Origin of the sequence: Streptomyces sp. NPDC001668 (assembly GCF_042893155.1) — a bacterium.
Lineage (GTDB): Bacteria > Actinomycetota > Actinomycetes > Streptomycetales > Streptomycetaceae > Streptomyces.
Genome location: NZ_JBIAUQ010000001.1, coordinates 1,140,190 through 1,160,133, shown reverse-complemented (window position 1 = coordinate 1,160,133; position 19,944 = coordinate 1,140,190). Strand labels below are relative to the sequence as shown.

Below are 19,944 nucleotides of genomic sequence, written 5' to 3'. Positions count from 1 at the left end.
GGGGCAGGTGGTCATTCGCCCGGGGACGCCCTGACGACGCCTGCCGCGATGGCGGCGCACAGGGTCGCGTGGTCGGTCGTGGTGCGGGTCGCGTAGGCGAGCGCGAAGTCGGCGACCGCCTGGTCGAAGGTGTCGGCGCCGCCCAGGTACGCGGCGATGGCGATGCGGTCGCCGGAGCGGGCGTGGGCGCGGGCCAGGGTGGTGCCGCAGAGGCGGGCGTAGGCCCTGAGGTCGGCCGGGGACATGCCGGCGACGTCCGCGGAGCCCTTCATGTCACGCAGCTGGCGCCAGTAGTAGGCCCGCCCCTGCGGTCCGCTCATCCAGCCCAGGAAGATGTCGCTCGCCGCCTGGAGCAGCCGCTGGCCCACGACCACACGGCGGCCGGGATGGACGTACGGGCCCTGTGGCAGATGTTCCTCAAGGACGGATGTCCGGGCCTCCTTGATCTGCAGGAACAGCGGGTCGTCGGCGTCCCGCCCGGCCAGCAGGACGATGAAGCAGCGCATGCCGACGCTCCCCACGCCGACGACCTTGCGGGCCGCGTCGACGAAGCGGTAGCGGTCCAGGAGCACCCGGCGTTCCTCGGAGAGCGTGGAGCGGTAGTCGCTGAAGATCTTGCGCAGCCCTGCCATGTCGGGGGCGCCGGCCGGTTCGAGGAGCGGCGGGTCGTGGACGATGCGGAGGCGGCCGTCGACGACCTCCGTGAGCTTGCCGAGGGCCTGGAGGCTGGTGCGGCGGCGGGCCCGGGCGAGGCTGGACTGCACCTGCCGGCGGTGCCGCGCGGAGCGCACGGCGGGCAGCAGGCTGTCGGCGTCCACCCTCGCGTACCAGACCTCCAGCTCGCCCATGCGGGCCAGCTCGCGCATGGCCGTGCGGTACGCGGTGACCGCCTCCCCCGCCGCCCGGTGGGCCTTGGCCTCGGTGTGCCCGTTCTCGCGGGAGGCGACGGCCACGCTCGCGGCGAGCCGTTTGACGTCCCACTCGAACGGGCCGGGGAAGGTCTCGTCGAAGTCGTTGAGGTCGAAGAGGAGGGAGCGTTCCGGGGAGGCGTACAGGCCGAAGTTGAGCAGGTGGGCGTCGCCGCAGAGCTGCACGGTGAGCCCGGTGTGGGGCTGGGCGGCGAGATCGGCGGCCATCACGGCGGCCGCGCCGCGCAGGAAGGCGAAGGGGGAGGCCGACATCCTGCCGTACCGGATCGGCAGCAGCTCGGAGAGGCGGTCGCGGCCCTGTCTCTCCAGTACGGCGACCGGGTCGGGGCGGTCGGCGGAGGGGATCCAGACGGCGTGGGCGGAGCGGGGGACGTGTTTGCGGGCAGCTCGGCCTCGGTCGGCTCGGGCCGCGGGGGTGCCGGGAGACCCGGGAGTGCCGGGGGTGCCGGGAGTGCCGGGGGTGTTCATGCGGCCTGCCTTCGCGTCACGTGCGCCTCCTGGGCCCCGGTGTGTCCTTCACCTCCTGATCGCAGTGAAGGGCCGGACCGGGGAGGTCCGCATGCCGGGTACGGCGATCGGGTGAAGGCGGTCGGCGCTCTGTCGTCCGCGGCGCCGTCGTGGCTGGTCGCGCCGTTCCGCGCACCCCTGAAGGGGCGCGTTGTCAGTGGGGTGCGTCAGGATGGGGCCCATGGGTGACGGGGAGCGGTACATCGGGGTGGACGAGCGGCGGGCTCGGCTGGGGTTGCGGCATCAGCTGGCCGTGAGAGCCCGTGTGGGGAGTCCGGAGGAGGTGGCCGGGGCGCTGGTCGCGCTGCACGGGTCCGATCCCGCGACCGTGTACCTCGCGGTCGGCGCCCGGCTCGTGGACCCGGCCCGGACCGTCGCGGAGACCGAGCGGGCGCTGTACGAGGACCGGTCCCTGGTGCGGATGCACGGGATGCGGCACACCGTGTTCGCGTTCCCGACCGAGCTCACCGCGGTCGTGCACGCCTCGACCGGTCTGACGGTCGCCGCGCGGGAACGGGCCGCGCTGATCAAGGACATGGCGAAGGCGGGTGCCCCGGACGCGACCTGGCTGAAGGAGGTCGAGGAGTCGATGCTGGCCGCGCTCGCCCGGCGCGGGCAGGCGACGGCCACGGAGCTCGCCGAGGACGAACCGCGGCTGCGGGAGCAGTTCGTGTACGCGGCCGGGAAGAGCTACGAGGGCGTCCACACCGTGGCGAGCCGTCTGCTGAGGGTGCTCGGTGTGGAGGGCAAGGTGGTCCGCGGTCGGCCCCTCGGCTCCTGGATCTCCTCGCAGTTCCGCTGGGCGGTGGCACCCCCGCATCCCGAGCTGGACGTGGCGGAGGCCCAGGCGGAGTTGCTGCGGCGGTGGCTCGGCGTGTGCGGTCCCGCCACCGAGGCCGACCTGAAGTGGTGGACGGGCTGGAAGGTGACCGACGTCCGCCGCGCGCTGACCGCGATCCGCGCCGAGCGGGTGTCCGTCGACGAGGGCCCGGCCTACGTCGTCGACGGCGACGCCGGCCCGGTCGAGGGGCCCGTGGAGCCCTGGGCCGCCCTGCTGCCCGGCCTCGATCCGACGGCGATGGGCTGGCAGCAACGGGACTGGTATCTGGCACCCTCACTGCGGTCCGCGCTGTTCGACCGGAGCGGCAACGTGGGACCGACGGTGTGGTGGAACGGCCGGGTGGTGGGGGGTTGGGGCCAGCGGCCCGACGGGGAGATCGTCTGGCGGTTGCTGGAGACGAAGGGTGTGGGCCGCGAGGGTGAGGCGGCCGTCGCCGCGGAGGCGGAGCGGCTGCGCGGGTGGGTGGGGGCGACCCGGGTAACACCGCGGTTCCGGGTGCCGTTGGACAAGGAGTTGGCCGGACCCACCCGCTGAGGGTCGGCCCGGCCCACCCGCTGAGAGTCGGCCGGACCCGCCCGCCGACCCGGGACGCCGGGGCGTCCCGGAGAGCGGGAGGGCACCCGGCGTCGTGGTCTAGCGCGAGTACCGCATCAGCGCCCGCACCATGTGGCACGTCGTGTCCGACGGTGGGTGGACGCCGATCATCTCGGCCGCGTCCCGGATCGTCTCGTTGCGCGCCTGGTTCGGCACGTAGACGCCGGAGTCGAGCAGGGCGATCGCGAGCCGCATCGCCTTGAGGCGGCGGTTGTGGGTGACGTACCACTCGCGGGGACGGCCCGGCGGCAACGGGCGCTTCTCCACGGGGGCGTACGGCAGGTCGAGCAGCACGGAGTGCTTCGCGGTGGACTGGGTGGGCAACGGCTTCGGCTTCAGTGCGGCAGCGGGCACAGGCATCCTCCTGTCGCGGTAAGGACGACCACCGGAGACCCCGGCGACGCCCTCGAACACTGGTTTTATTCTACCGCCCGGCACTGACAGAAGCCCCTGGCCACAGGGCCTTTCGGGGGTGCTGTGACGCAGGTGGAAGACGGGTTTTGACGTACCGTTGGGTGCCATGGAGATCTGGATCAACCCCGCCTGTTCGAAGTGCCGCAGCGCGATCAGCCTGCTCGACGCGGAGGGCGCCGAGTACACCGTCCGCCGCTATCTGGAGGACGTCCCGAGCGAGGACGAGATCCGCGAGGTGCTCGACCGGCTCGGCCTCGAACCGTGGGACATCACCCGCACCCAGGAAGCCGCCGCCAAGGAGCTCGGGCTCAAGGAGTGGGCCCGGGACGGGAGTTCGCGCGGCCGGTGGATCGCCGCGCTCGCCGCACACCCCAAGCTGATCCAGCGTCCGATCATCACGGCGGAGGACGGCTCGGCGGTGGTCGGCCGCACCGAGGACGCCGTACGGGACGCTCTGGCCAGGAAATAGCGGAGTGTGACGCAGGTTACGCCGAAAGACTCGTGTGACCACTGAGTAACCTCGTTCGGTATCTCGTACATAGCGGCGTACGCTCCCCTAGCTCTCAGGAGGCGCGGATGTCGCGCAGGAGAACGCTCGGTACGAAGAAGAAGGTCGCGCTGCTGGTCAGCGCGGCGGCGGTGGCGGGTGGCGGGGCCTTCGTGATGGCCAGCACCTCGAACGCCGCGACTCCGCAGACGGCGGCGGAGTCGACGGTCTGCCAGGGTCTCGCCACCGCGCTCGGCAACAACCAGCGGTTCATCGAGGGGCAGCGGGCCACGCCCGACGCGCAGTCGGCGGCCCGGATCGCCAACCGGGAAGCGGTGGTCGCACAGATCAAGGTGCAGCAGAAGGCGTCCGGTTGCGTGGTCGGGGAGTCGGCTCAGGGCTCCCAGGCCGCCACCGGGCAGCCCTCACCGGCCGCACCCCCGTCGGCGCCCGCCGCGTCCCCCTCGGCGCCCGCCGCTTCCCAGGCCCCGCCCGCGGGGAACGCCGCCTCCGGGCAGCAGGTGTGCAACGGCTCCACCGTCACACTCTCCGGTGAGGCCGGTGCGCCCGCCGCGTCCAGCAACCAGTTCCCGGCCGGTACGAAGCTGAGGGTCACCAACCTGGACAACAACAAGTCCACGACGGTGGAGGTCACTTCGGTCTCCGGCAGCTGTGCGCTGCTCAACAACGCGGCCTTCGAACAGGTACGGGAGCCCGGCAAGTTCCTCATCCGTCGGGCCCTGATCGAGAAGGTGGGGTGAGGCTATTCGCGTCCTTCGCCCAGGAACTCACTGAGGCGGCGGGCCAGTCCGGGAGGTGCGGACTGCGGTAGCGCATGGTGGGAGAGACCGGGGACCACGTCGATCTCCGCCTGCGGCAGCAGTGCGCCGGCCTGGGCCGTCACCTGGTACGCGCTGTCATGGGTCCTGCTGTTCGCGGCCACGAGCAGCAGGACCGGCGTTTTCAGGGCGCGCAGCGCGTCGGGGGCGGGGCGTGGACCGGTGACCGGTCTGGCGGCGGGGAAGCCCGCGGCGGCCTCCTGGAGGCGGAGCCAGTCGGGGTCCAGGCGGTCCGCTCCCCCGGTCTCCCAGTCCAGGAAGGCGCGGACCCGGGCCGGCGTGGGGCGCAGCAGCATCGGCAGGGCGTGCAGCAGATACGCCGCCTTGAACCCGGCGAAGCACTGGGTCGGGTCCAGGAGGAACAGGCGGCGCATCCGCTCGGGGGCGCGCAGGGCGTGATGCAGGGCGATCCAGGCGCCGTAGGAGTGCCCGCCGAAGTCGGCCCGGGTGACGCCGAGTCCGTCGAGGAGGGCGTTCAGCCAGGCGGTCAGGTCGGCGACCGTACGGGGGTGACGGTCGGCGGCCGGTGTGCTGCGGCCCGGGGCGCCGACCAGGTCGACGGCGAGGACCCGGCGGGTGCGGGCGAGGTGGGCGGCCTGGGCGTACCAGGACGCGGAGGTCGCTCCCCCGCCGCCCGGCAGCAGGACGAGCGGGGGCGCCTCGGCCGGGCCGCACGCGTTGACGTGGGTCGTGCCGAACGGGGTCGGCACCCTCAGCGTCTCCCGGTCGGCGGGCCACTTGGCCAGCACCTTGTCGTAGACGGCCTCGAACGCGTCGCTGTCGTACCTGCCCATCGACCCCTCCCGTATTATCTCGCTCAGCAAGATACTCGATGAGCGAGATACTACTGGAGGGTGCGCATGCCGTCCCAGGGACCCGAGATGGAGATCGTCCATCTCCTGCGCGCGGTGACCGTCGAACTCGGCCTGCACAGCGCGCGGTTCGCGCAGCGCAACGCCATGCACCCGACGGACGTACGGGCGCTGATCTCCCTCATGGACGCCTCCCGCGGGGAGGAGGAGATGACCGCGGGGCGGCTCGGCGCCGAGCTCGGGCTCAACTCGGCCGGGACGACCTCGCTGATCGACCGGCTGGAGCGGACCGGTCATGTGCGGCGGGTGCGGGGGCGTCAGGACCGGCGCAAGGTGGTCGTCGAGGTGGACGAACGGGCGGTGGAGCTGGGGCAGGCCTTCTTCGGGCCGCTGATCGGGCGGGCGGTGGAGCTGCTCCAGGGGTACGACGAGAGTGAACGGGCCGCGATCCGGGGGTTCTTGGCGGGAGTGCGGGACGCGGCGGCCGAGGCGAACTGACCTCCGCGCGAACCGACTGCTGATCCTCAGCCTCGCGCCCCGGCCGCCAGCACCTTCACCTCAGCCCCGCGCCCCGGCCGCCAGCACCTACACCTCAGCCTCGCACCGGCCGCCAGCACCTACACCTCAGCCTCGCACCCCGGCCGCCAGCACCTACACCTCAGCCTGGCCCCGGCCGCCAGCACCTTCACCTCAGCCTCGCACCCCGGCCTCCAGCACCTTCGCCTCCGTCTCGGGATCGACGCCCACCGCCGGCCGGTCCGGGCGCTGCGGTGCCACCCCGCCGATCTCCCCCAGCCAGCGCCAGGTGTCGGCCACCGTCTCGGTGACCGGACGGCAGCGCAGGCCCGCGGCGGCGGCCCGGGAGGTGTCGCCGCCGTGCAGGGTGCTGTGCAGGTCGGTGTCCGGCGGGACCCACACCGGCAGGCCGGTCCACGGGGCGATGCCCGCGCCGAGGACGATGTCCGGGTCGGTCCAGCGCAGTTCGGCGTCCGAGCCGGTCGCGGCGACGCAGGCGTCGAGGAGTTCGCCCATGGTGGTGTGGCCCGGTGGGCTGACCAGGTTGTACGGGCCGCTCCTCCCGGTCCCGGCGGCCTCCAGCAGCCACTCCGCCAGGTCCCGGGCGTCGACGTACTGGAGGGGCAGGTCCCGTGGTCCGGGCGCGAGGACCGGGCCGCCGCGGGCGATACGGCCCAGCCACCACGGCAGCCGACCGATGTTCTCGTACGGGCCGAGGATCAGCCCGGCCCGCACGAACAGGGAACGGTCCGGGCCGAAGGCGTCGAGGGCGGCGAGTTCACCGCCCCGCTTGTCCCGGGCGTAGTCGGTCCGGTCCGCGTCGGCGAAGGCTCCCTCGACCACGGGGGCGGCCTCGGTGTACCCGGCCGGCTGGGGCCAGGTGTACACCGAGCAACTCGACACATACGTATACCGGTCGGCGCGGTCCCGCAGCAGCCGCGCCACCGCCCGGACCGCGCGGGGCGCCCCCGACCAGGTGTCGACGACGAGGTCCCACCCGCCCCCTTCGGTGAGGGCGGTGAGCCCGTCGGGGTCGGTGCGGTCGCCGTGCAGCGACCGCACCCCGGCCACGGGCGCGTGCCGTCCCCGGTGGAAGGCGGTCACCTCCCAGCCGGCCTCCAGAGCCGCCTCGGCGACGGCCCGGCCGACGAACTCCGTACCACCCAGCAGAAGAAGTCTCATGCCGGTGACTGTGCCCGCCGGGGCGGCGCCGGGGAACCCCGATCTGCCGAGGGCAGACGCGGTCTCAGCCGCCGGTCGGCGGGGTGTACTTGTAGCCGACCCGGCGCACGGTCTGGATCGCGCCCCGGAACTCCGCGCCCAGCTTGCGGCGCAGCCGGGCGATGTGGACGTCGACGGTACGGCCGTCACCCACGTGGCCGTAGCCCCAGACCGTGGTGACCAACTGGTCGCGGGTGTGCACCCGGTGGGGGTTCTGGACCAGGTGGGCGAGCAGCTCGAACTCCAGGTAGGTGAGGTCGAGTGCGCGGCCGTTCACCTCGGCGGTGCGCTGCACGGTGTCGATCCGCACGAGCGGGGCGTCGGCCGCGTCCGTGACCGTCGGTTCCTGCGGGAACGGCGGGTGCTGGTCGGCCGGGACGAGCACCAGGTAGCCGATCATCGGGGGCTGGCCCGGCAGGGTGGGCAGCGTGTGCTGGGGCGCGGGCAGCCAGGTGGCGCCCGGCGGGAGGAACTCCGCCACGTACGGGACCTCGTCCGGGCCCACGGCTCGCAGGCGGTGCCGTGCGCCGTTCTCGGACGGGGTGGGGAGGGTGGCGGTGGAGAGGGAACGAGTGGTCGCCATGAGGTCAGCTCTTTCGCGCGAGAGGGTCGTCGGGGAGACGTGCGTCCGCGCGCTGGCCGAAGGCCGGGGTGTACGGCTTTAGAGGGCCGGCGCGTTCATCGCGCGGCAACACACCCGGTCGAAGTCGTGGTGCTGACGGGAAGGCCAGAAGGGCTCGAGGTCATGGCGACCCGTCGCGCTGCACTTCCGGAAGCTGGCCATGTGCTCATTGAAGCAGACACCGGCCCGCAACAGGAGCCTCCTCTCACAGCTTGGACGCTTCCTTGGCGTGAAATGTGCGTGGCCGGTCTCAACCGACCAGGCGTCTGTGCCAGGTCAGGGGCCTGACCTCGATCGCCTTGCCCGGGTCGCCGTCCCACTGCGGGGACAGGCCGACGGCGGTGAGGGCGGCGACGACTTCCTGGCCGACGGCGGCCGTGGTGTCGGCGGAGCCGTCGAAACCGCCGTACAGCAGCGTCAGTCCCTGTCCGGCGGCGGCGCTCTCGGTGCACTGCGTGTGGAAGTACACGAAACCGCGGTCGCCCTCGGCCCGCTCCGCGCCGATCTCGGCGGTGCCGCAGGTACGGCAGCAGGTGAAGTTCTCGCGGGCGATGACGCCCCGTGTGTTCAGCGCCTCGAAGGCGCGGGTGAGCCGCTCCGGGTCGGTCGTGCCCTGCCAGGTCTCCTGTTCGGCGAGGCGCTCCAGCCAGAGCCGGTCGACGAGCAGACGGGCCTGAGCGGCGGACACGGGCCGCCTGTCGGCTTCGGCGAGCCACTCCTCGGCGGACCGGGCGAGCGTCGCGCGCGTGTCGTAGCCGCATCGCACCTGCTCGCGGACGTGTGCCTCGACCTCCTCGCGCACCTCCTCGGGCAGGTCGGGCACGTCCTCGGGCGGATCGACCCCGACCGGCGCCCAGGCGATCCCCTCGTCCCAGCCCGCCTCCCCGCGGGCCCAGCCCGTCAGCGCGTCGGCGACGGCCTCCGGATGCGTCAGTTCCGTACCCGAGAAGCTGTCGCGACTCTCCCGGTGCTCCAGCTGGTAGGTCCCACCGCTCTCGTGCCACACCTGCGCGAACACGTCCGGGCGGTCGGGGACGCGCTGGAGCACCAGCCAGCGGTCGCCGCTCTCCCCGATGCGGTGCACCAGGTCCCGCAGCGACTGTTCGCTCACCCGGACGAGCGTCTCCCCGTACTCCGTCTCGGCCTTGACCGCCAGGCCCCCGTCGATCTCCATGCCCCCACCATGCCAGGCCCCACTGACAACGCGCCGAGGGCGCCCACCGTGGCCGGTGGACGCCCTCGGGACAAGCGGTGGGGATCAGACCTGGCCGGCCTTCTCCAGGGCCGAGCAGCAGGTGTCGACGAGGAGGCGGGTCACCACGTACGGGTCGACGTTGGCGTTCGGGCGGCGGTCCTCGATGTAGCCCTTGCCGTCCTTCTCGACCTGCCACGGGATACGGACCGAGGCGCCGCGGTTGGAGACGCCGTAGGAGTACTCGTTCCACGGGGCGGTCTCGTGCAGGCCGGTCAGGCGGTCGTCGATGCCGGCGCCGTAGTTCTTGACGTGGTCGAGCGGCTTGGAGCCCTCGCCCAGCGACTCGGCGGCGGTGATGATCGCGTCGTAGCCCTCGCGCATCGCCTTGGTGGAGAAGTTGGTGTGCGCGCCCGCGCCGTTCCAGTCGCCCTTCACCGGCTTCGGGTCCAGGGTGGCGGAGATGCCGAAGTCCTCGGCGGTGCGGTAGAGCAGCCAGCGGGCCACCCACAGGTGGTCGGAGACCTCCAGCGGGGAGACCGGGCCGACCTGGAACTCCCACTGGCCGGGCATGACCTCGGCGTTGATGCCGGAGATCGCGAGGCCCGCCTTCAGGCAGTTCTCCAGGTGCGCCTCGACGACGTCACGGCCGAAGATCTCGTCGGCGCCGACACCGCAGTAGTAGCCGCCCTGCGGGGCGGGGAAGCCGCCCTTGGGGAAGCCGAGGGGGTAGCCGTCCTTGAAGAACGTGTACTCCTGCTCGATGCCGAAGATCGGCTCCTGGGAGGCGAACTTCTCGGCGACCTCGGTCAGCGCGGCACGGGTGTTGGACTCGTGCGGCGTCATGTCGATGTTGAGGACCTCGCACAGGACGAGGATGTCGTCGCCGCCGCGGATCGGGTCGGGGCAGGAGAAGACCGGCTTGAGGACACGGTCCGAGGAGTGGCCCTCGGCCTGGTTCGTGGAGGACCCGTCGAAGCCCCAGATCGGCAGCTCCGCGCCCTTGGCGTCGTCCGCCAGGATCTTCGTCTTGGAACGGAGCTTGGCCGTCGGCTGGGTGCCGTCGATCCAGATGTACTCAGCCTTGAAGGTCACGGGCCACTTCCTTCGGGGATGTGTCTACGCACTGCGGGTGCTGCGGCGCTGCGGCACTGAAACGCCGCCACTTGGTGCCCGCGAGCCTGTCAACAGGCGATTTCCCGGTCATTGCTCGAATGTGAACCCCGTGTTACCTGGTGGTGCTGTGGCGCGATTCACGGTGTGAGCGCGGTGAGGGGGTGTACCTGGTGCCACCCCCGGGCCGGGTGGCCGGCCCCAGTGACCCCTGCCTCCCCCTCGGCCAGACTGACCGTATGACCATCGAGACGCGGGACGGCAGCAGGAGTACGAGGGTGCGGGCCATGGGGCTCGCGGCCGCGCGGGGGCTCGCGCTGGCCCTGGTGACGCTGCCCGGGGCGGTGCTCGGTTTCACGCTCGCCGTGGTGTCGATCGCGCTCGTGCCGATCGGGGTCGGGCTGGTGACGACCCCGTGGGTGCTCACCGGGGTGCGGGCGTTCGCGGACTGGCGGCGGGTGCTGGCCGCGGAGTGGGGCGGGGTGCGGATCCCGTCGGCGTACCGGCCGGCACCCGAGGACGCCAATCCCTGGACGCGCACCTTCGGGATGCTGCGCGACCCGGCGACCTGGCGGGACCTGCGGTGGCTGCTGGTGGACATGACGGCGGGGTTCGTGACCGCCCTGCTGCCGGCGGTGCTCGTGCTCTACCCGCTGGAGGGGCTCGCGCTCGCGGCCGGACTGTGGCGGCCGTTCCAGGACCTGGGCGGCTACTGGTACGGCTTCGTGCATGTCACCGACCAGGTCTCCGCGCTCCTCGCCGGCGCCCTGGGTGCCGTCCTGCTGTCCCTCGCCCCGTTCGCGCCGCGCGCGCTGACCCTGCACTTCCGGCTCACCCGGGCCGTACTGGTCGCCGGGCAGGGCGAGTTGGCCGAACGCGTCCGTGTCCTCACCGAGACCCGCAGGGACGCCGTGGACACCTCCGCGGCCGAACTGCGGCGCATCGAGCGGGACCTGCACGACGGGGCGCAGGCCCGGCTTGTCGCCATGGGCATGGATCTCGGCACCATCGAGATGCTCCTCGACAAGGACCCCGCACAGGCCAAGCGGCTGCTCGCGCAGGCCCGCCAGTCCTCCGTGGACGCGCTCGCCGAACTGCGCGACCTGGTACGGGGCATCCATCCGCCGGTACTGGCGGAGCGCGGACTGGGCGACGCGGTGCGGGCGTTGGCGCTCAGGATGCCGGTGCCGACGGAGGTGAGCGTGGACTTCCCGGGCCGGGCGGACGCCCCCGTGGAGTCCGCCGCCTACTTCGCCGTCAGCGAGGCGCTCACCAACGCGGTCAAGCACTCGGGCGCCGACCGGATCTGGATCGACCTCCACCGCACCGACGGCATGCTGCGGATCACCGTCACCGACAACGGCCGGGGCGGCGCGGTCGTCGCGGCCGGTTCGGGCCTGGCCGGGGTGGAGCGGCGGCTGGGTACATTCGACGGCGTCCTGGCCGTCAGCTCACCCGCGGGCGGTCCCACCATGGTGACCATGGAGATCCCTTGCGCGTAGTCCTGGCCGAAGACCTCTTCCTGCTGCGCGACGGCCTCGTACGGCTCCTGGAGGCGCACGGCTTCGAGATCGCGGCGGCCGTCGAGAGCGGGCCCGAGCTGGCCCGCGCGCTGGCCGAGCTGGAGCCGGACGTGGCCGTGGTCGACGTACGGCTGCCGCCGACCCACACCGACGAGGGCCTGCAGTGCGCGCTGAACGCCCGGCGGGACAGACCCGGCCTTCCGGTGCTGGTGCTCTCCCAGCACGTGGAGCAGCTGTACGCGCGCGAGCTGCTCGCCGACGGCACCGGAGGGGTGGGGTATCTGCTCAAGGACCGGGTGTTCGACGCGGAGCAGTTCGTGGACGCCGTACGGCGGGTCGCGGCGGGCGGTACGGCGATGGACCCGCAGGTGATCCAGCAGCTGCTGGCCCGGCGGGCGGCCGACGACCAGCCGCTCGCCCGGATCACGCCCCGCGAGCGTGAGGTGCTCGAGCTGATGGCGCAGGGGCGGTCGAACGCGGCGATCGCCGGCAAGCTGGTCGTCACGGAACGGGCGATCGCCAAGCACACCGCCAACATCTTCGCCAAACTGGGCCTTGAGGTGTCGGACGACGACAATCGCCGCGTTCTGGCGGTGCTCGCGTTCCTGGACCGGGGCCGGTGAGCGGTTCCTCATTTTCTGTAACTCCTGCTGCTCAAGGGGCTGTTGCCGCCCCGGGGCGCAGCAAACCTCTGATTTGTTTGTGGGGCGGCTGAACACCCCTGGGACCCCATCCGTATGGGATGGCGCCGCTTCACTCCTGTCGGGCGCCTCGATAGCCCCGAAAAAGGAAGTCAGAGGAGTTCCATGGGACGCAATACACGTAAACGCCGCTCGTCGATGGCCGGCAAGGCCATAGCCGCGTCGGCGGCCCTAGCGCTCGGTGGGGGCGGGCTGATCTGGGCGAACTTCTACGCCTCGGCGCACGAGTCGAACAACAACGGCTGGTCGCAGAACCAGACCAAGGCCGCCGCCGCACAGGTGGCGACCATCTCGTGCCCCGACGTCGGTCAGAAGCTGACGAACGTGCCTCAGAACGCGCGTCAGGGTGTGGCCACGGAGCTGGCCAACCTGGACAAGCAGATCACCGAGGCCTACGCCAGGCTCGCCTCGACGCGACAGGCCCAGGCGGGTGACCCGGGCTTCGTCCAGAACGCCATCGTCGGTCCCCTGAAGGAGAAGCGGGCGGCCACGATCGACCGGATCCGCATCGACATCCAGCGGGTCGGGGGCCAGTTCAACACCTCGCTCAGCCAGCTGGCCGCCTGCACCACGCAGAACGCGCAGACGAACGCCGGCCAGGCCGGTGGCCAGCAGCAGAACGGCGGTCAGCAGCAGGGCGGCCAGCAGCAGAACGGCGGCCAGCAGCAAGGCGGCCAGCAGCAGAACGGCGGCCAGCAGCAGGGCGGCCAGCAGAACGGTGGCCAGCAGCAGGGCGGCCAGCAGCAGGGCAACGGCGGACAGGGCGGCAACGGCCCGGTCGCGGCCGACTTCGTGGACATCACCAAGGTCCAGGGCAGCGCCCAGCTCGGTGTCGGCCAGAACGGCCTCCCGGCCAACGGCAACTCGGGTTCGCGAGGCACCTTCACCAGCAAGTGCGGCACCAACGCGAACAAGAACCACAACACGGACAACGTGATCGTGGCTCCCGGTGTCGCCAACGGCGCCCACCACCTGCACGACTACGTCGGCAACCAGAGCAACGACGCCTTCGCGAGCGACCAGGAGCTGGCGGCGGCACAGACCACCTGCCAGAACCAGGGCGACAAGTCCTCGTACTTCTGGCCGGTGCTGCGGCTGCAGAACGGCACGCAGGACTTCGACCAGAACGCCGACGGCGGTGGCAAGGAAGGCAACGTCGGCAAGATCCTGCAGGCCTCCCAGGCGCAGATCAAGTTCGTCGGCAACAAGAAGGGCAACGTCGTCGCGATGCCGACGGCCCTGCGCATCATCACCGGTGACGCCAAGGCCTTCGTCAACGGCAACGCCAACGCCAACGTGAACTGGTCCTGCACCGGCTTCGAGAACAAGGTCCAGCTGCACGACAAGTACCCGATCTGCCCGCAGGGCAGCCAGGTGGTGCGCACGACCAACTTCCAGAGCTGCTGGGACGGTCAGAACATCGACAGCGCCAACCACCGCACCCACGTGTCCTTCGTCCAGGCCGACGGCAGCTGCGCCAACGGCTTCAAGGCGATCCCGCAGCTCCAGGTCCGGCTCGTCTACAACGTCCCGGCCCCGAAGCTGCAGAACGGCACGGTCGTCAACCCCTACGCGGTGGACACCTTCCCGGAGAACCTGCACAAGCCGATCACCGACCACAACGACTTCATCAACTTCTTCTCCCAGAACACGATGAACAAGATGGTCAACTGCATCAACACCGGCAAGAACTGCCAGTGACGCACTGAGAAAGCCGGCGGTGAGAATCTCTCACCGCCGGCTTTCTCGTGTCCGCTTTCGCGTGTCCGCTTTCGCGTGTCCGCTTTCGCTGTCCGTGTCCTCAGTGCGCCGAGTGCGTGGCGCCCATCTTCGAGTGGTCGGTGCCCTCCTCGATGTCCCCGCCGAGCGTCTTGCGCAGCACCGTCACGGTCTTGGTGGTGTCGCCTACGGCGACCCACTTGCGGCCGACCAGGAAGTGACCGCCGTAGTCCTTGGCGCCGTTGATCCACTCGCGCTGGCCGCGGTCGGTGGCGAAGGTGGCGAGGATGAACTTGCCGTCGGCGTCCTTGGACTTCTTGCACACGGCCTGGCGCAGCTCGTCGGCGTCGATCTGGATGTTGGGCGTGCACTTCACCTGGGCGGCGAGGTGTTCCAGGCTGCCGGTGGCCGCCTGCGGCACCGCGGCGGCCTTCGCGTCACCGCCGGATCCGCAGCCCGCCAGCGCCAGCACCGCGGCCGCGCCGGTCAGCGCGAGCATCGGTCGGGTCAACCTCATCTGTTCCTCCGGTCACGGGGTCACGTCGGACGGGCCCCGGCGGGGGTCCGTCTCCCCCCATACGGCTGCGGGGCGCGGGACGCTCAAATCCTGCTGCCGTCACGGGTACGGCTGTGCGAAAGTGTGCCGGTGAACGAGGACTGGGAAAAGCGAGTGACCGCCGCGTGGGACACCTTCGACGAGTATCCCGAGGAGCGGGCGGCCGAGTTCCGGGCCGTGATCGACGCGCTCGTGGCGGAGCTGCCGGAGGGCAGTCCGGACGGCCCCTTCGAGCGGGCCTGCGCCTGGGACTCCACGGGGCATTCGGACAAGGCGGCCCCGCTGTACCGGGAAGCGCTCGCGAAGGGGCTGCGCGGATACAAGGGCCGCCGCGCCAAGATCCAGCTGTCCAGTTCGCTGCGGAACATCGGGCAGGCGGAGGAGGGCGTCAAGCTGCTCACCCCCGAACTGGACGCCCCGTCCGACGAGTTGGACGACGCGGTACGCGCCACGCTCGCGCTGTGCCTGTCCAGCCTCGGCCGCGACCGCGAGGGCCTCTCGCTGGTCCTGGGCGCGCTCGCCCCCCATCTCCCGCGCTACCAGCGCTCGATGGCCACCTACGCGCGCGCCCTGGTCGACCCGGAAGGCTGATTCACCCGGGCGGCGGTGACCAACCCACGATTCGCTCGTTCTGCTGAACGTGCAGTCACAGGATGTCGCCCCGCGCCCCGCACCCGCTTCCGGCTCCGCCGCCGACCCCGTCGTCGATGTCGAACAGGCCGAGGCCGCGCTCGTCGAGCACTACCCCCGGCTGGTCAGGATCGCCTATCTGGTACTGCCGCCGGGCCTCGGCCGGGGCCGGCGGGTCCTGACCGCGCACGCCCTCGCCCAGCGCGCCCTGCCCCGGGGCCGCACGGCGACGCCCGTGATCCCGGCCCAGTCGGCCGGCCGCGAGGGCGACCCCGGCTACGCCTTCGTCCGCCTCCAGGTGGTGCGTACGGCGCTGGAGGCCGGCCTGCCGCTCCGGCGCAGGGCGTGGCCCAAGCGCTCCCAGCTCCCGCCGCTGCTCCCCCAGGTGTGGGGCCTGAGGCTCTTCCCGCGCTCCGGCGGCGCCGACGAACTCGCCCTGGACCAGCGCCTGTCGGCGATGTCGGGGCCGGCCCGCGCCGCCTATGTCCTGCGCGGCCTGGAGAAGCTCCCCGACGGAGACGTACGCCAGGTGCTGACGGCGGCGGGCGTGGCCGACGTGGACGCGGCGCTCGACGAGGCCGCCTCCGCCGACACCGGCTCCGCCGAGGACCGGTACGCCCTTCTCGACTCCCCCGAGTTCGACCCCTGTTCGCTCCAGGCCCGCCCCACCGACCTGATGCGGCGCAGGCAGCACATGAAGGCCGCGCTGGCCGCCGCCGCGGCCGTCGCCGTGTGCGGGGCGCTGCTCGGCATGCCCGGCGACGGCTGGGGGCCCGACGGCGCCGCCGCGCCCGCGTACGCGCAGAATCCCGCAGCGCAGGCCGCCCTGGACCCGTCCCTGCTGCTGAAGGTCCCGGCCGCCGCGTGGGAGTCCTCGGCGCGCACCGACTTCTCGGTGTGGCCCGCGCGCGGCGACCTCACCGGCGACAACGCCCTGCTGCGCCGCGCGCTCGCCGTCTGGGCCCGCCCCGGCGAGAGCGTCCAGGTCTCCGCGACCCCCGGCACCCCCTCGGGCGGCCCCTCCGGCCCCCCGCAGCTCCTGTACGCCGGGACCGTCGACACCGCGCGCGTGGTGATCCTCTACGACGGTCTGCGCGTCGTCCGCTACGCCGAGCCGCTGGGCAGCACCAAGGGTGCCGCCCTCGACTTCGCGCGGGTCGACGGCGCGGACCGGGCCGAGGCGAGCGCGCTCGTCCTGGGCCGGGCCGACGGCAACATCCGCTATCTGACGGCCCCCTGGGTGACGAAGGCGGCCGAGCGGGACCTGCTGAAGCCGGGCTCCGGCGCCATGGACCTCGCGCTGTCCGGCGGCACCACCGCGCCGATGGCGGGCCCCGCGCAGAGCGGCGCCTGCACCTCCTGGAACGTGCTCCAGCTGACGGACGCCTCCGGCACCCGGCTGCTGACCGACCTCGGCGAACTGGTGCCGGCCCGCCTCACCACCGGCCGCCCCGGGTCCGTGAAGGACGCCTCCGGTGCTGGGGCGCTGCGCGCCTGGGCGCCGTACGCCTGCTCGCTCGGCGCGATGCGCTCCTCGGGGGTGCGCGCGGTGAACGCCTGGGCCTACGCCGCGCAGCCGCTGCCCGACGCGAGCGGGACGGCCGACTGGGTGTGCACCCGGGCCGAGACCTGGCAGGGCGGCGGGGAGCGGGTGCTGGCCCAGTTCCACACGCCCGGTTCGACGTACGGGGCGGTCGCCGCGAAAGCCGAGAACGTGCCGGCGTGCGGGGCGAAGGATCCGCAGGTGCTGGCCGGGGTGCTGTGGAAGTCGGAGGCCGGTTCCTGGTACCTGCTGGCCGCGGGGAGCCCGGGGACGTCGGCGATCAGCGCGACGGGCGGGGTGAAGGGTTCCGCCCGGGGCAATCTGCTTGCCGTGAAGGCAAGCCAGGGCGTCCAGGCCGAGCTGAAGGGGACCCTGGAGGACGGTCGGGCGGTCGGCGGGCTGCGGTAAGCCGACCGGTGCCTCACCTATGAACACCGCTGGCCGGACACGTCCGTTCCAGGCCGGATCCGATCGGTAAGGTGTTCGTATGACAACCGGGGTCCGTCGAAGAATGGGAGTCGAGGAACGGCGTCAGCAGTTGATCGGCGTCGCCCTCGAACTGTTCGCCCGCCGCTCGCCCGACGAGGTCTCCATCGACGAGATAGCGTCGGCGGCCGGTATCTCGCGGCCGCTGGTCTACCACTACTTCCCCGGCAAACTCAGCCTGTACGAGGCCGCGTTGAAGCGGGCGGCACAGGATCTGGCGAGCCGCTTCGAGGAGCCGCACGAGGGGTCGCTGGGCGGCCGTCTGCTGCGGGTGATGCGCCGGTTCTTCGACTTCGTGGACGAACACGGGCCGGGTTTCTCGGCGTTGATGCGCGGCGGCCCGGCGGTCGGCTCGTCGACGACGAACGCGCTCATCGACTCCGTACGGCAGATCGCCTACGAGCAGATCCTGTCGCACCTGCGGGTCACGGACCCGCCCGCGCGGCTGGAACTGCTCATCCGCTCCTGGATCTCGCTCGCCGAGTCGACGGCCCTGATCTGGCTGGACGGCCGCCGCATCCCGCGCGCCGAACTGGAGACGCAGCTCGTCCACGACTTCGCCGCCCTGGCCGCGGTGAGCGCGGCCTACGACGAGGAGATGACCGAGCTGCTGCGCCACATGCTCAAGGACGAGCCGCACGACGGGCCATTCACCGACCTCGCCGCCCGGCTGATCACGCTGGCCTCCTAGAGCACGGCCTTGGTGTAGGAGGCGTCCAGGTCGCGCACCTCCGCGGAGAGGTGCACGGTGAGGCCCTCCACGGGCCCGACGTGCTTGCGCAGCAGTTCCACGACGGCCTCGGTGAGCTTCGCCTTGGTCTCCTCGGACCGGCCGGCGAGCAGGGCGATCGAGACATTCACGATCGCGTGGTGCTCGCTCTCGCCGCCGACCGACTCGTCCACGCTGCGCAGCACCCGGGTCTTGCACGCCTCGAGCTTCGCGGCCGCCGTCTCGACGACGACCGGGTGCAGCGCCAAGGCGAACCCGTCCCAGTCGACGTGGTCGAGGTGCGGGGAGCGTTCGACGGTGATCTGCGGCATGGGCACTCCTGTTCTAGGACGACACAGGTCACCCTAGCCGCAGCGCCAGCATGGCGATGTCGTCCTCCCGGTCGTGGCCGAAGGTGTCCAGGAGGGTGTCGCACAGCGCGTCCAGTCCGGGCAGGGCGCCCGCGGAGGCCGCCCGCAGCTGTTCCAGGGAGGCCGTGAGGTCGGTGCCCCGGGTCTCGATGAGGCCGTCGGTGACCATGAGGAGCCGGTCGGTCGGTTCGAGGAACAGCTCGGTGGCCGGCGGATGGGGCAGGCCGACCCCGAGCAGCGGACCGGCCGCCTTGGCGTACTCGGCGGTGCCGGTGTCGCGGACGATCAGCGGCGGGATGTGCCCGGCGTTGGCGATCCGGGTACGCCCGGTGTCCGGGTCGATCAGGGCCAGGCAGACGGTGGCCGTGGTGTCGGGGTGGTAGCGGCGGAGCGTCCGGTCGAGGCGCTCGGCGAGCACGGCGGGGTCGCTCTCGTCGACGGCGTAGGCGCGCAGCGCGTGCCTCAGCTCGACCATGACGGTCGCCGCGTCCAGCGAGTGCCCGACGACGTCGCCGACGGCGGTGAGCACGCCCTCGTCGACGCGGAGCGCGGCGTAGAAGTCGCCGCCGATCTCGGTCTGCCGGGAGGCGGGGACGTAACGCACGACGACGTCGATGCCGGGCAGCTCGGGCAGCTTGTGCGGCTGGGGCAGGAAGCTGTGCTGGAGGGTGAGGGCGACATGCCGCTCGACCTTGTACATGAGCAGCGGCTGGGCGGCGAGCGCGGTGGCCTGGGCGAGCTGGGCCAGCAGGGTCTCGCCCTCCAGGCCGACCCTGCGCATCCCGCGCGCGGGGGCGGCCAGGCACACCGGGGCCCGGCCGTCCTGGGTGACGACGAGCGCGAGGCGGGCGTCCTGCTCGACGCCGGGCCGGAAGAACCCGGCGGGCCACAGCGGGGCGGGCACGGTGGTGAGCTGTACCCCGGCCTGCCCCCGGGAGAGGCGGCGCAGCAGGCCGGCGACGGCCCGGTCGGCGGCCTCGTCGGGCAGTGCGACGGGGATGCGGTCCCGGGACAGGCCGCGGTAGAGCTGGTCGTCCTGGTCGAGGACGAAGACGGCCGCGGGGGTTCCGGTGAGCCGCGAGACGCCCTCGGCGGCCGCGTCGGACAGCTCCTGGAGGGTGCTCGCCGACTGGATGGTGACGATCGTCTCGGACAGCAGGGTGAGCCGTCGTACGAGCGCCCGGTCCCCGGCCCGCAGTTGCGCGTTGCGGACGGCGCCCCGGACCACGGCCTCGATCTCCAGGGGCTCGGCGGGCACCTTCAGATAGGCCTCGACGCCGGTGTCCATGCCCGCGCAGTGCACGGCGGGGGGCACCGCGGAGGCCGAGAAGTGCACGACGGGCATCCCGGCGGTGTGCGGGCGTTCCTTGAACAGCCGGCACAGTTCGAAGCCGCTCATGTCGGGCAGGCCCACGTCGACGAGGGCCACGTCCGGCAGGGTGCCCTTGCGCAGGCGTGTGTCGAGTTCGGCGAGGGCCTCGCCGCCGGTCGCGACCGGTACGACCCGGTGCCCCGCGCGGGTCAGCACGGTGCCCATGGCGTACCGGCTGGCCTCCACGTCGTCCACGACCATCACGGTCGTGCCGGTCAGTTTGCTCTGTGCGTCCATCTGTCACCCC

20 protein-coding genes are annotated in these 19,944 nt (G+C 72.2%); 10 read left to right on the top strand and 10 right to left on the bottom strand.

All coding sequences use genetic code 11. The features are described 5' to 3' along the window. Positions 1 to 11 precede the first annotated feature (11 nt). Positions 12 to 1,397, bottom strand: coding sequence for a DUF2252 domain-containing protein (locus ACFYZ8_RS05145; RefSeq protein ID WP_388535222.1), 1,386 nt, complete (start codon positions 1,395 to 1,397; stop codon positions 12 to 14). Between the two features lie 220 nt (positions 1,398 to 1,617). Between ACFYZ8_RS05145 and ACFYZ8_RS05140 the strand changes: the two genes are divergently transcribed. Further along, positions 1,618 to 2,811 carry a winged helix DNA-binding domain-containing protein gene (locus ACFYZ8_RS05140; protein ID WP_359034471.1) on the top strand — a complete coding sequence of 398 codons (1,194 nt, stop codon included), beginning with the start codon at positions 1,618 to 1,620 and terminating at the stop codon, positions 2,809 to 2,811. 99 nt (positions 2,812 to 2,910) lie between these two features. Here the strand turns inward: ACFYZ8_RS05140 and ACFYZ8_RS05135 are convergent, their stop codons facing one another. Continuing rightward, on the bottom strand, positions 2,911 to 3,225 hold the full coding sequence (locus ACFYZ8_RS05135; protein ID WP_388535225.1) for a hypothetical protein: 315 nt from the start codon (positions 3,223 to 3,225) through the stop codon (positions 2,911 to 2,913). Between the two features lie 166 nt (positions 3,226 to 3,391). Here ACFYZ8_RS05135 and ACFYZ8_RS05130 point away from each other — a divergent pair, with 166 nt between their 5' ends. Together ACFYZ8_RS05130 and ACFYZ8_RS05125 are read left to right on the top strand one after the other, a co-directional pair. Further along, positions 3,392 to 3,754: an arsenate reductase family protein gene (locus ACFYZ8_RS05130; protein WP_388535228.1), complete on the top strand. Its 363-nt coding sequence runs from the start codon at positions 3,392 to 3,394 to the stop codon at positions 3,752 to 3,754. A gap of 107 nt (positions 3,755 to 3,861) precedes the next feature. Further along, complete coding sequence (locus ACFYZ8_RS05125) at positions 3,862 to 4,533, top strand: hypothetical protein (protein ID WP_388535231.1); 672 nt, start codon at positions 3,862 to 3,864, stop codon at positions 4,531 to 4,533. 2 nt (positions 4,534 to 4,535) lie between these two features. On the opposite strand, the gene ACFYZ8_RS05120 is transcribed toward ACFYZ8_RS05125, so the two are convergent. After that, on the bottom strand, positions 4,536 to 5,405 hold the full coding sequence (locus tag ACFYZ8_RS05120; RefSeq protein ID WP_388535234.1) for an alpha/beta fold hydrolase: 870 nt from the start codon (positions 5,403 to 5,405) through the stop codon (positions 4,536 to 4,538). Positions 5,406 to 5,471: 66 nt separating this feature from the next. Here ACFYZ8_RS05120 and ACFYZ8_RS05115 point away from each other — a divergent pair, with 66 nt between their 5' ends. After that, a complete protein-coding gene (locus ACFYZ8_RS05115; RefSeq protein WP_388535237.1) occupies positions 5,472 to 5,921 on the top strand; it encodes a MarR family winged helix-turn-helix transcriptional regulator in 450 nt (149 codons plus the stop codon). 192 nt (positions 5,922 to 6,113) lie between these two features. Here ACFYZ8_RS05115 and ACFYZ8_RS05110 read toward each other — a convergent pair whose 3' ends face one another. From ACFYZ8_RS05110 to glnII, 4 genes are all read right to left on the bottom strand, one after another. Continuing rightward, positions 6,114 to 7,121 carry an SDR family oxidoreductase gene (locus ACFYZ8_RS05110; protein ID WP_388535240.1) on the bottom strand — a complete coding sequence of 336 codons (1,008 nt, stop codon included), beginning with the start codon at positions 7,119 to 7,121 and terminating at the stop codon, positions 6,114 to 6,116. A 64-nt stretch (positions 7,122 to 7,185) separates the two neighbouring features. Then, positions 7,186 to 7,743 (bottom strand): winged helix-turn-helix domain-containing protein, encoded by a 558-nt coding sequence (locus ACFYZ8_RS05105; RefSeq protein ID WP_388535241.1) that lies wholly within the window; start codon positions 7,741 to 7,743, stop codon positions 7,186 to 7,188. Between the two features lie 289 nt (positions 7,744 to 8,032). Next, positions 8,033 to 8,956, bottom strand: a complete 924-nt coding sequence (locus ACFYZ8_RS05100) for a DUF6891 domain-containing protein (protein WP_359034455.1) — start codon at positions 8,954 to 8,956, stop codon at positions 8,033 to 8,035. 84 nt (positions 8,957 to 9,040) lie between these two features. Further along, positions 9,041 to 10,069: a glutamine synthetase gene (gene glnII, locus ACFYZ8_RS05095; RefSeq protein WP_359034453.1), complete on the bottom strand. Its 1,029-nt coding sequence runs from the start codon at positions 10,067 to 10,069 to the stop codon at positions 9,041 to 9,043. 257 nt (positions 10,070 to 10,326) lie between these two features. Here glnII and ACFYZ8_RS05090 point away from each other — a divergent pair, with 257 nt between their 5' ends. From ACFYZ8_RS05090 to ACFYZ8_RS05080, 3 genes are all read left to right on the top strand, one after another. Continuing rightward, the gene (locus ACFYZ8_RS05090; protein ID WP_388535245.1) at positions 10,327 to 11,589 is read left to right on the top strand and encodes a sensor histidine kinase; all 1,263 of its coding nucleotides are present in this window, start codon (positions 10,327 to 10,329) and stop codon (positions 11,587 to 11,589) included. Next, a complete protein-coding gene (locus ACFYZ8_RS05085) occupies positions 11,580 to 12,233 on the top strand; it encodes a response regulator transcription factor (protein WP_359034449.1) in 654 nt (217 codons plus the stop codon). Before ACFYZ8_RS05090 ends, ACFYZ8_RS05085 begins: the two co-directional genes overlap by 10 nt. 183 nt (positions 12,234 to 12,416) lie before the next feature. Then, entirely contained in the window at positions 12,417 to 14,012 is a 1,596-nt protein-coding gene (locus ACFYZ8_RS05080; RefSeq protein WP_359034447.1) for a DUF1996 domain-containing protein, read from the top strand. A gap of 100 nt (positions 14,013 to 14,112) precedes the next feature. On the opposite strand, the gene ACFYZ8_RS05075 is transcribed toward ACFYZ8_RS05080, so the two are convergent. Next, the gene (locus ACFYZ8_RS05075) at positions 14,113 to 14,547 is read right to left on the bottom strand and encodes a hypothetical protein (protein ID WP_359034445.1); all 435 of its coding nucleotides are present in this window, start codon (positions 14,545 to 14,547) and stop codon (positions 14,113 to 14,115) included. 129 nt (positions 14,548 to 14,676) lie between these two features. On the opposite strand from ACFYZ8_RS05075, the gene ACFYZ8_RS05070 reads away from it, so the two are divergent. The 3 genes from ACFYZ8_RS05070 to ACFYZ8_RS05060 all read left to right on the top strand — a co-directional run bounded on the left by ACFYZ8_RS05070 (position 14,677) and on the right by ACFYZ8_RS05060 (position 17,936). After that, positions 14,677 to 15,177 carry a tetratricopeptide repeat protein gene (locus ACFYZ8_RS05070; protein ID WP_388535249.1) on the top strand — a complete coding sequence of 167 codons (501 nt, stop codon included), beginning with the start codon at positions 14,677 to 14,679 and terminating at the stop codon, positions 15,175 to 15,177. A 49-nt stretch (positions 15,178 to 15,226) separates the two neighbouring features. After that, entirely contained in the window at positions 15,227 to 17,167 is a 1,941-nt protein-coding gene (locus ACFYZ8_RS05065) for a hypothetical protein (protein ID WP_388535251.1), read from the top strand. Between the two features lie 79 nt (positions 17,168 to 17,246). Continuing rightward, positions 17,247 to 17,936, top strand: coding sequence for a TetR/AcrR family transcriptional regulator (locus ACFYZ8_RS05060; protein WP_359034439.1), 690 nt, complete (start codon positions 17,247 to 17,249; stop codon positions 17,934 to 17,936). Here the strand turns inward: ACFYZ8_RS05060 and ACFYZ8_RS05055 are convergent. Continuing rightward, on the bottom strand, positions 17,933 to 18,286 hold the full coding sequence (locus ACFYZ8_RS05055) for a 5-carboxymethyl-2-hydroxymuconate Delta-isomerase (protein ID WP_388535253.1): 354 nt from the start codon (positions 18,284 to 18,286) through the stop codon (positions 17,933 to 17,935). The two genes, ACFYZ8_RS05060 and ACFYZ8_RS05055, sit on opposite strands and share 4 nt — an antisense overlap. Before the next feature lie 28 nt (positions 18,287 to 18,314). Further along, the gene (locus ACFYZ8_RS05050) at positions 18,315 to 19,934 is read right to left on the bottom strand and encodes a SpoIIE family protein phosphatase (protein ID WP_388535255.1); all 1,620 of its coding nucleotides are present in this window, start codon (positions 19,932 to 19,934) and stop codon (positions 18,315 to 18,317) included. Positions 19,935 to 19,944: the final 10 nt, after the last annotated feature.